The organism is Pseudomonas sp. S3_A03, from assembly GCF_054668275.1.
The window spans coordinates 5,319,499-5,333,594 of sequence record NZ_CP162753.1 but is presented as its reverse complement, the minus strand read 5'-3'; the positions used below and the strand labels follow the sequence as shown (position 1 = coordinate 5,333,594).

Here is a 14,096-nt window from a genome sequence, read left to right as displayed (position 1 = left end):
CAGCGTAACTACGTCCGCATTATTCGTAAAAGTTAAACCGTACGTCATTATCTGTATCTCAGTACTAGCAGTCTTTGTGTTGATACCCCGATTCTGCCCGTCGGCATATCACGCTTGCAGAACCAGACCGTTACGCCGCGATCCATGACTTGGACGTCAAACTGGCAGTTGCCCGCATCCTGACTGCTCGAACTGCTCGACCAGTTTCCGTTTGGGAGGCAGACGCCCGTGCAGGTAGCAATGGTTACGCCGGGGATTGGGATGTACAGACTCCTTCCTGATTGTGAAACCAGGGCCGAATAAACGACCCTTACCGTGAATGAGTTTTCATCAAGCACCAGGTTCCCCGCAGAACTCCATAGCCGCATACCTGAACTCATTCTGTGAGGTCTCCAATTTGAACCCGCTTGACGTTGTTCACATCCCAGAACCGCAGAGATCGATTTGTCATCATTGAACGCCCCCTGCCCCGGGACAATTCCGTTGATTTCAAAAGTTCCGTCCTTGTTGAGGATCCAGCCTTGCTGCCCTGCGATGTAGTTTGTGGAACTGATATATGCGCCAATCTTGGCGTTGGTGATCGTACTGTCTTGGATAAATGCAGAGTTGATGAATGTCTGCCCACCAGTAACCGCGAAGGGTGACACCGGCGTACCGCTTGCCAGGTTCAGCAGCATGAACGTGTCAGCCCTGACCACGAACTGCGACGACACTCCAGACGGATCGACCTGCAGGCCCAGGCCAAACGACGCGGCGTACTTCTGGCCGCCGGCGGTGGTCTCCATCCTCACCGACCAAATAGTCGACAGCTTGTCATTGGTATCGGCGAGTGCAGAGCTCGTCTGTTGAATCGCTGCTTTGTTGGTAGCAACTCCGTCTTTGGCAGAGGCGACCTCGGCACTTACCTGTGCCACTTGTTGCGCAGATGCCTGTTTATTGTTGGCCACCGTGCTTTCCAGAAGCGTCACGTTTGCAGCGTTCTGGTTAACCTTTGAATCCAACGTTGTGAGGCGCTGCGCCGAAGCCTCTTCGTTTGATGCGATTACCTTTTCTTGAACGGCGATTGCCGAGGTGCTGGCCCAACCTTTCAACGCATCCGCTTTGGCTCCGCTACCGCTATCGTCACGCGCCGCAGCACGCAGCGCGTTTGTGGTAGCGGCCTGCGCAGTGACCACGCCACCGATCTTGGAAATATCGGTGGTATTGGTGCTGACCTGCTGCGCCAAACCGTTGGCTGCCTCCAACGACTGCCCTACGTCCTCCCAGTACGTGGCATTGGGGGGCGGGTTGCTAACTGGTACCTGATCCTTCGCCTGGTAGATGCGATCACCCGCCACCACCATCTGCCCTTTCAGATAGACCTGACCCGGAACGTATGCGCCGAGCCCGTCCAATGCGTCGATCTGGTCCTGAAGGTCTTGGATCTTCTCAATGTCGCTGAGTAGATCCTCGCCCAACTCGGACTTCGTTAATTTCCCCGTAAGCAGTTGAAGGACGGGCGTGGCATCCGAGCCAGCCTGACCCATCACACCATTCACAACAGGGTAGAACGGCCCGATGTTGCCGGTACGGTCCACCAGGCGCGCCCAGAAGAACAGGGTGGCGCCCGCCAGGAGAGACTGCATACGGTAATCCGCCTGCGGATAAGCCAGGTCGGCCAGCTTGGTCGCCGCCGCCAGGTCGTTCGCAGGGCCATACCACAGCTCGGTGCGCTGGGTGTCCTCGGCGCCAGCAGGGAAACCCCAGCGAATGCCGATGCCGAACAGTTCGCTGGTGGTGGACAGGAATGCTACGGCCGGCGGCAAGCCGACCTTCCCTTCCAGGTTGATCAGTGCCGACGTGGTTGGAATCGAGGAAACGTTGAGCGCACTTACCGCCCGCACCCGGGCCATGTACTGGCCGGAGTAAATCCCGCGCACGTCGACCATCAGTTCAGCGGTCCGAGGGACAGTGATCCACTCGCGCGCGCCCCACTTCCATTCCACGTCATAAGCCACGGCGTTGGGAGCAGCGTCCCATGCGATAGACATGACCGTCACAGCAATGCCCTGCTCGATAACAACATTTTGGCTGAGCATTACTCGGGCCGGTGCATCCTGACTGCCTACCGGGATACCGGTGATCGGGCGAGGATCGACCACGGCCCCACTGTCAACAGCGTCAAACTTGCTGGGATCGTGCTGAATTACTTCGAGCTGAAACTGGTGCCACTCCGGACGCGTGACGTTGCGGACGTAGAACTGCATGAGCTTCAGGTCTTCGTAGTCGAGAATCCAGCCGCACTCGGCCTGTGGCTGTTCGCTAAAATCTGCCATGACAGTAACGTTACGGCCCGCAACTGACTTCACGACGCGGCCTTCGGACTTCCCACTGGGCAGGTTGACCATCAATCGAGCGCCAACAGGCACGGTCGTATCGCGATCAAGCGTGACAACGCGACCGGCAGCCTCAGCTATACGACCGCCGTTGTTCCGGCCAACCAGCATAGGGTCAGCCACGGCGATGACCTGGCCAGGCTTTGGAATATCACCGTCGAGCCCGACCCGAAACACACCACCTTGGGTCTGTAGCTTTTCTGTCAGCGCCGCCCACTGCCCGGCGCGCTGCGCCTGGCCAAGAGAGGTGCAACCAATCGCGCCAATGGTGGTATCGCGGACAATACCGCCCAGTTCGACCATGGCCTCATCATCGAATACCGGCTCCTTGTCGGTTTCGAAGCCCTGATCTGGATTATCCCAGGACACCATGTAGAGCGTGTGCCGATCGCGCGCGCGGGTGCCTTCGTACTTGATGGCGCCGTTGTTCAGTATCTGTGTTTGGTTGTACGTGTACACCGGGTCGCCGGGCATATCAGCATTGACCACGATCTGGCTGCCGTCCCAGTAGGCCAGGCCGTGAAAGATAGAGGCCAGGTCCTGAAGCACGGCATATGCCTCGGCCTGCTTCTGGAAATACAGATTGCAGGTGAATCGCGGCTCCATGCCCCCTTTCCCGTCCGGCACCATCTGATCGCAGTACTGCGCGATGCGATAGAGCGACCAGCGATCAACCATTGTCGCGTCGATCCGGTCGCCAAGTCCGTAATACGGGTGCAGCACTAGGTCGTAGAAGATCCACGCCGGGTTGTTGGTGTAGGCCTCCTTGAAAGTGCCGTCCCAAATACCGTTGCTTGTACCAGTTCCCGACGTTGCGTAGGTGCGCGTCGACGGGTCGTAGTTGGTAGGCACGCGGATGATTCGTCCACGCATCAGCACAGCGATCTTGGCGATATCACCGCCGAACGTTTGGGCGTCATACTCCAGGCAGCTAACAGCTGTGAGCGGGTATTCCTGATCGCTGTCGACAACTTCGGCGATAGCCTTGACGATCATCTGATCAACGACCAGATCAGAGTTAGCGTTTGGGGTCAGGCGGCGCACACGCATAGTCCAGCGGTTGCCGGTCGGTAATTCCAGTCGGTGAGCGCGCTCGTACTCCGTGATGTTCTTACGATCTACAGCCGACACCAGTACCTCAAGGTACGGGCCGTTGTCGGTGGAAATATCTACGGCGTAATCAATCCGCACGCCGTTGATGTTGCCGGAGGCGTCCTGGCTGCGAAGGGTTGGCCAGCTCAGACGAATGCGTACGGCATCAATCATCGAGTTGGTGATGGTGTGCAGCCAAGGCGTGCCGAATATCAGTTCTTTCTTGACATCGATCTCGTTACTAGATTCTTGTATCCCCTCCAAACGCTCTTGATTCAACTCTCCGGAACGGAACTGCCACTTCACGCTTGGGTAGTTGATCGAGCCATCAGGCGCCATGACTTGGGTACCATTCAGATCGACTGAACGCAAACCATCGACCGGCCCGATGATAGGACCCCAACTCCACAAATAAGTGACTCGTGCTGTAGAGATCGAGGGCACACTGTTGGAGGCGATGCTGGGCTGCTTCTGCTTGCCTTGGCCGCCCTTGCTGCCAGCAACGGTACGTCGCATGCGCAACGTTAAACCGCGTATTTTCTTTTCTGATGCGCTCATGCACCCTCCAAAATACAAAAACCCGGAAGATCAGGGCAAATTAGAACCAGGCTCGATATTTGGTTATAGTGTTCAGTCATACGTACATTTAATTTCTAAAAAGATAGGGAAGCCTCAGCATGAAAAATTTCCGAGTCACCCCAACAGACAGCAACGGACAAGCTTCAAGGGCCGAAATTGTTAAAGTTTGGTACGTAATAGATGACTACCTAGTTCACTTTTCCGTAAACTCTCCAGAGGAGGCAGAAAGTTTAAAAGCAGGCCTCGAACTCGCAAAAATCAATCTTGACATAGAAAAAGAACAACAACCCCTCAAAAGGTACGAGCTAGGTAAGTATGTCGCTTTCACATCAAGCAAGGCGGCCGAGATTGTAATTGGAACAATGTCTAACTGGATACTCAAAGCTGAAGATCTAAAAAACGAACAAGAGTCAGAACCGGATGACAGCAGGCCTGAACTAAAACCTCAAGTACCAGACAACTTAACCAATAACAAAACCAAAAAAAATACTAAAGGCAACGACAAAATTTAGCTCAACTCCCTTATAAATCTAAATATTATCTTGAGTGTATATTCCTCCTGACTCGACAGCACCGCCGATCTTTCTTTCCCCATAGAGCAGAGGATATGGATTGCCCTGCGCGATGGTCGTAACCGCCCCGCCGAAGCCGTAGCTCGGGTTGTTGCCATCATTGTTCTTTCCCTCGGCGCTGGCCTTGGTGGTCGGTGACAGCATTTGCACCACACCGCCCAGGCCAACGGCTGCACCTGCAGCGAGCAGCCCCATACCCAGGGTTGAAGTGGTGCCACCGGTGAACAAGCCAGCCACGATCAGAACCACGCCGAGAAGCGTCTGGAACATGCCGGCCTGCTTGCTACCCTGAATTACCGGCTGAATGCGAATATCGCCTTCAGTCCGGCCCACCAATTCAAGCTCCTGCTCACCGACGTTACGCTCGTCAACAAACACCGCGAAGACCATGCCGCGCTCGTGAGCCGTACGCATGAATTTCTCGAATCCCGGCTTCATCGCGCACAGGGCGGCCGTGGCGTCGTGAATGCCATTCAGATCGAGGCGGTATTCTTTGCCGAACTTCTTGCCCAGCACACCGCCGAGCTTGATGGTGCGCATAGTCATGGGCGGTAGTCCTTGTGCCTGAGGATCAGCTTGACCCGGTTGGCCATCGACCAGCCGTAGATTTCACGGACAGCCAGGCGGCCGGGCATGTGGTGGTAAATGAATGGGCCGGAGCCGCCGAGTTTTGGCGCGGGCTCGCTGATCAACGCGGGTTCGTTGCCCAGGTAGATAACTGCGTGGTTAGGGAAATAGCACTCCCGCCCGGGCGTCGGAATCTGCAGCACCACCATATCGCCGCGCTGCGCCTCGTTTACCTGATAGAAACCGGCCGCCGCGAAGTTGTCCTCGTACAGACTTGGGCCGCCCTTTTGCTCCCACCAAAGATCGGAGCGCTCAAAGTTCGGCAGCTGCAAGCCAGCCTCACGTGCGTACCAGTCGCGGCAGGCTGCCCAGCAGTCCAGTAGGCCATGAGAAAAGTCGCGACCTAACAGAGGCGCCTGGAATCCCGTCGGCTTGAACCATTCGAAGTCACCACCGGGCCAGCCGACAATCCCCCATGGCAATTCATGCAGTTCGCAGCTAACGCGATCCGCCATGCTTGGCGCCGGCGCCTTGTCCGGATGGCTATGGATGATCGCCAGCACCTCGCCGCGATCCTCCGCCTTGGCCAAGTCCTTGTGATCAATCTGGAAGTGATCGCGGGGCATGGTGGCCAGGTTCCCGCAGGGCACGTACTCGCGCCCTGCGGCCGACCTGATAACCACCCCACAGGCTTCCGCCGGATAGGCTCGCTCAGCGTGAGCGCGGATCTTGTCCTGCAGTTTTTGATTGATGCGCATCGCTACCTCGAACTTGCGATAAGGCTCGCGCCCATGGATCCACCGAACCGGCGGGTGTTACCCCGAAGCTTGCAGCTGCTCCACCAGCCCCCGCAGCGATCCAGTGCAGGGTTGTCGGTGGGCTGGTTCTTTTTGTCGAACATCGCGGTTCCGGTGTAGGCGCAGGCCTCCTGCCGGTACCCGCCACGGCACGCCCACCGGCAGAGCTTGGTGATCTGCTGGGAAGGCAACATCTGCCCTTCCATATCAGTGGGGCTAGACAGCGAGAACGTGACCGAGATGCTCGGCAGTGCCTCGGTCTTCTGTTCGATAAACCAGAGGTTCGTTTTCGACTGGTCGCTGGCTTCCGGGTTGCCGTCGGGGAAGTTCGCGGCATCCAGGAAGTGGCGGAACGTTTCGATCACCTTCACCCGGGCGCCAGCCAAGTCGCGAAACTGGAAGCACAGCGCGGTGATCGCCCCGCGCACGCCACCGAGTTCGTCGTCCACCTGCAACGTTGGAGTGGCGGGCCGGCCGTCTCCGCGGATGTCGAAGCCCTTGGCATCAATCTGAAGCGGCGAATAAAGCTGTCCCTGCCAGATGATGTCGCCTTCCTGGGCGTGGCCGTGGAAGCGCCAGATCGTGGCGCCAAGGCGCGTAGCGTCCAGCTCGTAGAGCCTGATTTGGTTACCCGGCTCGAGCTTTTGAATGTCTGTGTTGTAATTCATACGACCTCAGAAACAATAAACCCCGCACTTGGCGGGGTTTGGTTAGGGTTTCGATTAAGGTGTGTAGGTCTGCTTGAACGTGAACGAGAGCGTCCAAAGGCCTGCGCCGAGAGGCTTCGGCTTGTAGCCCTTACATCGGTACCGGCCTTGGATACCCGCTGGCGGAGTCCAAAGGAATGACTTATAGCCCTCATGCCTGTCGATAAAATCACGAACTTGGTACAGCTCTTCACCAGGAACCAAAAGTCCAGAGTGCGTCAGGTTCCAAACCTCGCTCTTGGTATTAATGCCAATGCCACCGGCTTGTGTGTAGCCATCACCGAAGTCGTTTTCCCAGGTGCGCTGGTCGACATCCCCATCGCTGCCCAATTGAACGCAATAGCTGAATACTTCCACCATCAGACTCGCCTCCAGAGCAAACCGCCCTGCCCCATTTCACCCTGAAGCACACGGCGAATCTCAGCCACCAGCCCCTGGCCTGCAGCCTCCCCTTGTTTCCGAGCATCATCGCCACTCATTCCTGGCTGAGCCTGGACCGTGACGGGAGCGCTGATGTGAATCCCGCCCCCACCACCAGCACGTTCGCTGCCGACGCTTTCAGTTGCCGCGGTTTGCCGGGCCAGGAAGTTGGTAAGGTCCTTGTTCTGAGCCGGCGCCACGACCCGCTCACCGCCGTCGAGAAGCCAAGTGCCTTCCTTCGGAATGTTACCCATACCGTCATGCGCCATACCGGCCAACGCAGCACTTGCTACCCCGGCAACCATCGGCGCTGTGGCAGCAGCAGCGGCCGCGGCGGCAGCCGGCGCAGCAGCTGGCCCCACGATAGGGATTGCAGCTGTAGAGGCGAACGCTGCTAGGCTGGCCTGGAATGCTGTTGCCTGGGCATTGGCCACCAGCGTCGGCACCGCACTTGCCTGGGTGGTCTTGCCCACCAGCATCTGCACCGCCTGGTAGACCAGCCACTGCGCAGCCATATCGGAAAGAGCCTGCAAGGTTGACTTGGCGAAGTTAGCTACCAAGTCACCCAGAGCATCACCAGCGTCTTCTGCTCCACTTGCAACATCAGAGAGGAAAGTGCTGAGGCTGCTCTTTGCTCCACCCAGGACGGAAGAAGTCGCATCGGCCGCCATCGCTGAATAGTCCGTTGCCGCGTCGACGTAGTTCTGCCATGCGCTGCTGACACCATCCATCCAGTTCGATTGAGCTTCGTCGAGTTGGTTGTAGTAGTCCTGTTGAATGACGATTCTCTCGGCCAGGGCCTCTTCCAAGAGAGCGGTTTCCTTGTCGTAGTTCTCCTGTGCATCAGGATCGCCAGCCAGCGTTGCGTCCTTGTACTCCTTGTACATTTCCCGGCGCTGTTTGTTGAAGTCCTGGTCAATCGACAGAAACTCTTTCAGACGTGCCTTGTACTTGTCACCCTCCCCAGCACCAGCCAGCTCCTGGTCGAAACCATCCTTGGCCGACTGATTGCTTTCTTTGAGGTTGTAGCCCAGAGCGGCGAGCTTCGCGGCGTCCTGATTGGCCTTTACGAGCGCTTTCTTCGCATCGAGATCAGCGGCCAGCCCTTGCAGTTCTTTCTGCCTGGCCTCACTGAGCTTGGCGTAGTTGCCGCTGGCGATTTCAAACGCCAGCTTCTCAACCTCGGTCGCTTTCTGCTTTTTCCCGGATGTTTCGTCGATCAGGGCTATCTGGCGCTTGTAGTTTTCCTCGGCGTCCTCAAAGGTTTTGAGGTTCGCCTTGAGCGCGGAGGTATGGCTCTGGGTTTCTTTCGTCGCAGCTTTATTCGCGTCGGCCTGGGCCTTGGACGCGTAGGCGGCGGACATGATTGCAGTCTTGTCGGCCTCGGAGAGCTCTTTGTGCTCAGCGATATAACGGTTTGCCTCCTTTACGTCATCGTTATTGTCTTGGAGTTTTCCAAGTTGAGTTTGCAGGGTTTTGAGGTATTTCTCCCCGGCGGCGGTCATTCCTGTTGTTGCCTGGGTGGACGCGGCCGTAGGGGACGCCCCCTTGTTCATCTCCCCATTGAGTGCATTGAGGCGCTCTCGCGCCTCGGTGGCGCTGGACTTCACAACAGATAAAGCACCAGCTTGCTTGACCAGAGAATCAACTACCTTGGGGTCCACCAGGCTGTTCGATCTCAGCTCATCAAGGATCGGTGAAAGGTCTTTGCCGGCGGCTGAAGCCTCCGAGATCCTCTTCGAGTACTCCTGAAAAATAGCAGTACCACTTGCGCTTGAACGGGGGCCAACCAAACCCGTCTTGAGAATTTTCTGGAGCTTGTCATATTCCTCGCTCGCGGCCTTAATCCCTTCAGCCTCAGCTTCTCCCCAGCGGATGAGGGCTGCAGCTTTTTGGTCGCGGGTCAGCTGCTGGAATTTCGCAATAACATCGTCGAGTGGCCCCTTCAGCCCTTCCAGGCCTTGTGCCGCCTTCTCGGTGCTGGAGCGGAAGTCGGCGAACGAGAGTGCTACGGCGCCAGCAACGAAAAGCAGGCCAACCGGGCCGCCCATCAAGGCCAGTAATCCACGGCCTGCTGTGGCCATCACACCAAATGCACGACCGGCGATACTGGCGGCAGCGGCAGCTCTGTCGGATGCAACCGCAGCAGCATTAACGACCGCAGTGGTTTCTCCGTACGCTAATGCAGCCGCTGTTCTTTTCGCATATGCCGCCTGTATCTCCACCGAGGTGGCCACGGTAGTAGAGGCAAGAGAGCGCTCTGCCTGCTCAACTTTCTTTGTGACTGCAGCTTCAGCGAGTCGAAGTTCCGCAATTCGCGAGATCGACGCGGCCCGGCCGGTATCATTTATTTGTGCCGCCAGCCGCTGCTGCTCCAGCAAGCGCTCTGCTGCCAGGGACGCCTGAACCGTAGTGATGTTTGCGAGTTCAGATCCCTGCCTGACACGGTCTGAAGCTACCTTTCCTTGTGCGGAGGTGATTTCAAGATTGGCACGTTGGAGCAAAGCCTTCGCATCAATTTGCTTGGCCTGGGCAGCGTACAAGTCGCCCTTTGCTGTAGCGGCAGTGGCGGTCAACAGCGTTTGATTTGAGGCAGCAGCGTAGAGAGCTTGAGCCCCTTGCTGAGCGAATCCACCGGCGACTCGACCAAGCGCCACGTATAGACCAGTTGCCATAGCTTGCGCGAGCGCGTCGGAATTGTTTCGCAACGAGGTCAGCGCACCCGGCAAACTTCCGTCGATCGCTTTTGACAATCCGACGAACTCAGCGGCTACCTTCGCACTTGCACCGGTTGCCTGATCCAACTCACCAATGAACCGCGTCATTGAGTTGCTGATGGCGGTAAAGCTGTTGCCGATTGTCGTGGCAGTCTTGGAGAACAGGGTGTCCACCGCGCCCGCTTGGCTTTGTAGCGCCTTGACCACTGCCTGCGCAGTAAGCTCCCCGGCAGCTCCCATCGTGCGCAGTTGCCCAACGGTTTTGCCCATCCCTGCCGCAATTGCCTGGGACAAAGCCGGGGCCTGCTCCATCACGGAGTTCAGTTCTTCACCGCGCAGCACGCCGGACGCAAAAGCCTGCCCCAGCTGGATAAGCGCCGCGTTAGCACTCTCCGCTGAAGCGCCCGAGATTGCCAGGGTCTTGCTGATCGTCCCAACGACCCCGGCAACACCCTCTCCAGACAACTTGAGAGCAGTCTGATTTGTGGCAATTCGCTGATAAAGCTCAGCAGTTGCTGACAATGGCTGCCGAGAGTTTTGGGCGATATCGAAGACCGCTTTCTGAGCGGCAACCAGTTCGTCCGACCCGTTCGTTACTAGCTTGAGACGATTGGTTAAGGAGCTGTAGGCCTCAGTGGCCTGATAGACGCTGTTCAGGCTGAATGCCGCAGCCAAAGGGCCAGCAATCTTTGATGCAACGCTTGATAGCGATAGGAATTGACCCTGTAGTGCGTTGATTCGCACTGATGCGGCATCAGCCGCCGCCCCAGTGCTGGCAACAGACCGTGAGGCCCGATCCATACCCTGCTGGAAACCGCCAATTCGCGCGATCAGGTCCAGGGTGAGCGTACCAAGCGAGCGCGATGCCATTTACTTTTCTCCAGGCATAAAAAAACTCACCGGAGTGAGTTTGGTTTTTGCATTACAACAATAAGGATTTACCGATACGGGTTGGCCGTCTCAGTGATCGTGAAGCTGACCACTTTTCCAGAAGAATCCAGAACCACACTAAGCGCTTGATTGCTGTAGCTAGATCCAACAAAGCCAACTTTCGCGTACCCCCAGGACATTACTTGCGTTCCGTCTGAGTTCCGGGATTTTGCCAGCGGTCTACCGAACTGTTGGCCAAGTCATTTTCGGTAGTAACGCTTTGTTTTATTTGATCAAGTTGGCCATGAGTTACCGGTTTTCCATATTGCGTTGCGCACGCCGCCAGAGAGAACGCTGCCACCAGGGTGATAATCTTCCGCATCACGTATCTCCTTTTTAATTTGGAACAAACTACCACCATCCCTAGCGGCGATTACACCCACTCAGCCATTGCTTTCTCAAGCGCCAAGGCTTGGGCGTCAGCATGCGGCATAAAATCAACTAGCTCAGCCTTGCCCCCAGCCCCTCGGTTCACCTGCAGAGCAATGATCGCCGTCGACAACTCCATGCGTCGGCCTACGTTCAACGTCCCGTATTTATCCCGATAAGCAGACCAGGCCAAAACCTCCGCATATGAGAGGTTGGCCTTTGCCTCAGCGATGGTGCACCCGCCGACTCCGTTGAGCACCAGTTCGTGCAACAACTCATCGGCGGGGGTCAGTTTTTTACCGGGTTATTGACCTCGTTCACCGCCTGCAGAAGCACCACGCCGAGGCCCGAATCGAGGTTTACCGCATCCTCGAACGGCAACTCCTCATTACCGGTGTCGCCCAGCATGACGCTCGCCGAGAGGTATCTGGCGTTTTTAAAACGCTCGGCCTCGCCACCGGCGAACATGGCCTCCATCACGCCGAAAGCATGGCGACGGATGTGAATCTTGAACTTGTCGGTCACCTCCTTGCCTTTAGCGTCGAAGTGCTTCCATTCCACTTCGCGCTGCACCAGGGCGTCAGCAATGACGCCCCCTTTCTTTTTCAACTGAGCCAGGTTCATGCGATCCCCTTACGCTGTTTTGCGAATCCAGGCGGAACCGCCCGAGCGCTGAATGGTGGCGGCGGTGCTTACCACGGCGTTGGCTGCGAAGTCGAACGGGAAGTCCGAGACGTAGCCGTCGAAGACGAACCAGGTCCGCGAAGGCGGAAGCACAAAGTCATCGCCGCCGGCGTTGAGTGTTGGCGGAATATCGGTACCGTCTGACCAGCCCACAGCCCACGCTACGCTCTCGATGCTGTCATCTTCCGAAAGCTGATGAAGGCGGACGTGGGACGCGTTACGCGGGTCTGCGTTGAGCGTCAAAGACGCTTGCCCTGGAGTGCGCAGTCCGCGCAGATAACGACGAACCTTGTCGCTCAGGCAAGTGACCTCGATCTGATCAGCTGGGTTACCGCCTGGACTGAAAGCGGTTGCGCACTCAATCTCAAGCACCACAAAAACTGCGGGGTCAGCCGCACTCGGCACCAACGCGTAAACCTGGGTGCCTTGGGTAAGAATCGACATGGCTTTCTCCAAATGTCGGGCATAAAAAAACCCGCACTCGGCGGGTTGATTGGGGTGATGCTCTATCGAAGGGTGATCCAGTCGATATCAAAACTGCGGTGATAGTCCTTTGTTGTCGGGTCTCGTCCCGAGCCGCCCCAGCGGGTGATGTTGGCGTTCAGCTCCAGTGCATCCCGCAACGCCTCGGTGACCCGTGTCGCTGCGCCAGTACTGGCCGCGTACACGTCGACCTGCAACGTGTAGCCGTCGGCGTCCGGTCGGCCCGCGAGGTAGTTTTCTGGATTCCCGTCAATCAGGTTCCATACCACGTAGGGCTTCGCCACACCCTCTGGCGCTTCGCCAAACGAATAAAGGCGGCAGTCGATGCCAGAACCGATAAGCGCGGTTACCGTCGGCTCGGTTGAGCAGATTCGAAAAATAGGCGGATCCATCAATTGCCCCTGAGCGCAGCGTCAATCTCACGGCCAAGGCTCGTGACAAACTGTTCTGTGACCGCATTGACGTTTTGAGAGAAAGCCGGACGCATGAAAGGTGCCGGCGGCGTGAACTGGGTACCGAACTCGATATAGCGCCAGTGCCTAGTGTCGCCGCCCGGGTTTCCGGCCGCATCCTTGCTGTGCTGGTTTGACCCGGCGCCGCCTCTTATGCCGACGCGCATTACCACGCCGCCCTCGCGCCTGGATTGCTTGGTGGCCTCCTGGGTAATGACGTTGCGCCAGATTTTTTCCTTGGTGTCGGGATCATCCAGCGCCTTGGCCCGGGCTTTAACGTCATCGCGAATGATGTTCATGGCTTCGCGCGCCGCGCGGCGCAGGCCTTTTTTCTGGAGGCGCGGAGCAAGGTTTCGCATCCTTTCGATGGTGGCCGCGACACCCTGAAGCTGCGCGGAAATAGAACTAGCCATCCTTCATCCCCTTCGACACAAGAAGCGTCAGGTACTCAAGCCCTGATTTTCTGTCGGCGAGCGGCGGCCCTTGGATGCTGTATATCTCGCCTCGGTGGACAATACGCATCGTCGGGAGAACGCCCGCGCGGTAACGAATCAGCATCCTGCCAGTTACTTGGGACTGACCAGCCTTGGCCGCGACCATGTCCCGCGCCGACAAATCTTCAACAGCCGCCCAGGCCTTGGCAAACTCCACCCAGGACGGGTCAAGAAAGTCACCAGTTACAGGATCACGCGGCGTGATTTTGTGCTGAATTTCGACGCGGTGACGCAGTTTCCCGGCTTGCATCAAACACCCCACTCGACGCGATACGGCGTCAAAAGAGACTTGGAGCCGGATGGCATTTCGCTGAAGGACCCGCCAGCAACTGCGTCTTCACGATTTTCGTAGAGGTTGCCAGCAATCAACAGGCAAGCAGCACGGATCGAGGGGTTGACCAGGATCGGATCAGTCCCCGCGTCTCCAGCCAGCACGGCAGAAGCAAGTGCGTCAGCATCGGCATAGAAGCGACGATTGAGGTACTGCGCCGCACTATCCTCCGCAGCCTCCAGCACCAGCGCGACATAGGCCTGATCCTCGACCTCGGCCCGCAAGTGCTGCATTGCTACTTCAATCGGGATGACTGTCATATCAGGCGCCTTTCTTCTTGCCGCCCGGTTTGCCTGCTGCCTTTTCGCTGTTCAGCGGATCGGGTGAGTCATTCTGCTCAGTCAGGTCCACCAGTGGCTCGCCGTCGTCATCGCACTCGACTGCGTAGTTTTTTTGCAGAAGCTGGCGGCCGTGCTGCTCATCTGTGATGAACAGCGATCCCTCCGTCAACGTCTTGCCACCCAAGTAAAGCGGTTTGAGGGTCTTCAGTTTCATTTGGACCTCCGGGGGCCGCCTATTTGGCGGCC

At 57.4% G+C, this 14,096-nt stretch carries 15 protein-coding genes and 1 pseudogene; 1 reads left to right on the top strand and 15 read right to left on the bottom strand.

Annotated elements, in window-relative coordinates:
• Window positions 1-376 precede the first annotated feature (376 nt).
• Window positions 377-4,025 (bottom strand): annotated as a pseudogene (locus tag AB4O25_RS24480) (TipJ family phage tail tip protein).
• Between the two features lie 119 nt (window positions 4,026-4,144).
• Between AB4O25_RS24480 and AB4O25_RS24475 the strand changes: the two are divergent.
• Window positions 4,145-4,558, top strand: coding sequence for a hypothetical protein (locus tag AB4O25_RS24475; protein ID WP_460150080.1), 414 nt, complete (start codon window positions 4,145-4,147; stop codon window positions 4,556-4,558).
• Window positions 4,559-4,576: 18 nt separating this feature from the next.
• Here the strand turns inward: AB4O25_RS24475 and AB4O25_RS24470 are convergent, their stop codons facing one another.
• From AB4O25_RS24470 to AB4O25_RS24405, 14 genes are all read right to left on the bottom strand, one after another.
• Window positions 4,577-5,164 (bottom strand): tail assembly protein, encoded by a 588-nt coding sequence (locus AB4O25_RS24470; RefSeq protein ID WP_460150079.1) that lies wholly within the window; start codon window positions 5,162-5,164, stop codon window positions 4,577-4,579.
• Window positions 5,161-5,943 carry a C40 family peptidase gene (locus tag AB4O25_RS24465; protein WP_460150078.1) on the bottom strand — a complete coding sequence of 261 codons (783 nt, stop codon included), beginning with the start codon at window positions 5,941-5,943 and terminating at the stop codon, window positions 5,161-5,163. The genes AB4O25_RS24470 and AB4O25_RS24465 overlap by 4 nt, the downstream gene beginning before the upstream one ends.
• Before the next feature lie 2 nt (window positions 5,944-5,945).
• Window positions 5,946-6,650 (bottom strand): phage minor tail protein L, encoded by a 705-nt coding sequence (locus AB4O25_RS24460; protein ID WP_278934075.1) that lies wholly within the window; start codon window positions 6,648-6,650, stop codon window positions 5,946-5,948.
• 54 nt (window positions 6,651-6,704) lie between these two features.
• Window positions 6,705-7,049, bottom strand: a complete 345-nt coding sequence (locus tag AB4O25_RS24455) for a phage tail protein (RefSeq protein ID WP_169872261.1) — start codon at window positions 7,047-7,049, stop codon at window positions 6,705-6,707.
• Window positions 7,049-10,696, bottom strand: a complete 3,648-nt coding sequence (locus AB4O25_RS24450) for a phage tail tape measure protein (protein ID WP_460150077.1) — start codon at window positions 10,694-10,696, stop codon at window positions 7,049-7,051. Before AB4O25_RS24450 ends, AB4O25_RS24455 begins: the two co-directional genes overlap by 1 nt.
• Before the next feature lie 199 nt (window positions 10,697-10,895).
• Window positions 10,896-11,078 (bottom strand): hypothetical protein, encoded by a 183-nt coding sequence (locus tag AB4O25_RS24445; protein ID WP_460150076.1) that lies wholly within the window; start codon window positions 11,076-11,078, stop codon window positions 10,896-10,898.
• A 51-nt stretch (window positions 11,079-11,129) separates the two neighbouring features.
• Window positions 11,130-11,396 carry a phage tail assembly protein T gene (locus tag AB4O25_RS24440; protein WP_460150075.1) on the bottom strand — a complete coding sequence of 89 codons (267 nt, stop codon included), beginning with the start codon at window positions 11,394-11,396 and terminating at the stop codon, window positions 11,130-11,132.
• A gap of 17 nt (window positions 11,397-11,413) precedes the next feature.
• Window positions 11,414-11,749, bottom strand: a complete 336-nt coding sequence (locus AB4O25_RS24435) for a phage tail assembly chaperone family protein, TAC (RefSeq protein ID WP_460150074.1) — start codon at window positions 11,747-11,749, stop codon at window positions 11,414-11,416.
• 9 nt (window positions 11,750-11,758) lie between these two features.
• Window positions 11,759-12,253, bottom strand: a complete 495-nt coding sequence (locus AB4O25_RS24430; protein ID WP_460150073.1) for a phage tail tube protein — start codon at window positions 12,251-12,253, stop codon at window positions 11,759-11,761.
• A gap of 62 nt (window positions 12,254-12,315) precedes the next feature.
• The gene (locus AB4O25_RS24425) at window positions 12,316-12,684 is read right to left on the bottom strand and encodes a DUF3168 domain-containing protein (protein ID WP_460150072.1); all 369 of its coding nucleotides are present in this window, start codon (window positions 12,682-12,684) and stop codon (window positions 12,316-12,318) included.
• On the bottom strand, window positions 12,684-13,157 hold the full coding sequence (locus AB4O25_RS24420) for an HK97-gp10 family putative phage morphogenesis protein (protein WP_460150071.1): 474 nt from the start codon (window positions 13,155-13,157) through the stop codon (window positions 12,684-12,686). Before AB4O25_RS24420 ends, AB4O25_RS24425 begins: the two co-directional genes overlap by 1 nt.
• On the bottom strand, window positions 13,150-13,488 hold the full coding sequence (locus AB4O25_RS24415; protein WP_460150070.1) for a phage head closure protein: 339 nt from the start codon (window positions 13,486-13,488) through the stop codon (window positions 13,150-13,152). Before AB4O25_RS24415 ends, AB4O25_RS24420 begins: the two co-directional genes overlap by 8 nt.
• Window positions 13,488-13,829, bottom strand: a complete 342-nt coding sequence (locus AB4O25_RS24410) for a head-tail connector protein (RefSeq protein ID WP_460150069.1) — start codon at window positions 13,827-13,829, stop codon at window positions 13,488-13,490. Before AB4O25_RS24410 ends, AB4O25_RS24415 begins: the two co-directional genes overlap by 1 nt.
• 1 nt (window position 13,830) lies before the next feature.
• On the bottom strand, window positions 13,831-14,064 hold the full coding sequence (locus tag AB4O25_RS24405) for a hypothetical protein (protein WP_460150068.1): 234 nt from the start codon (window positions 14,062-14,064) through the stop codon (window positions 13,831-13,833).
• Window positions 14,065-14,096: the final 32 nt, after the last annotated feature.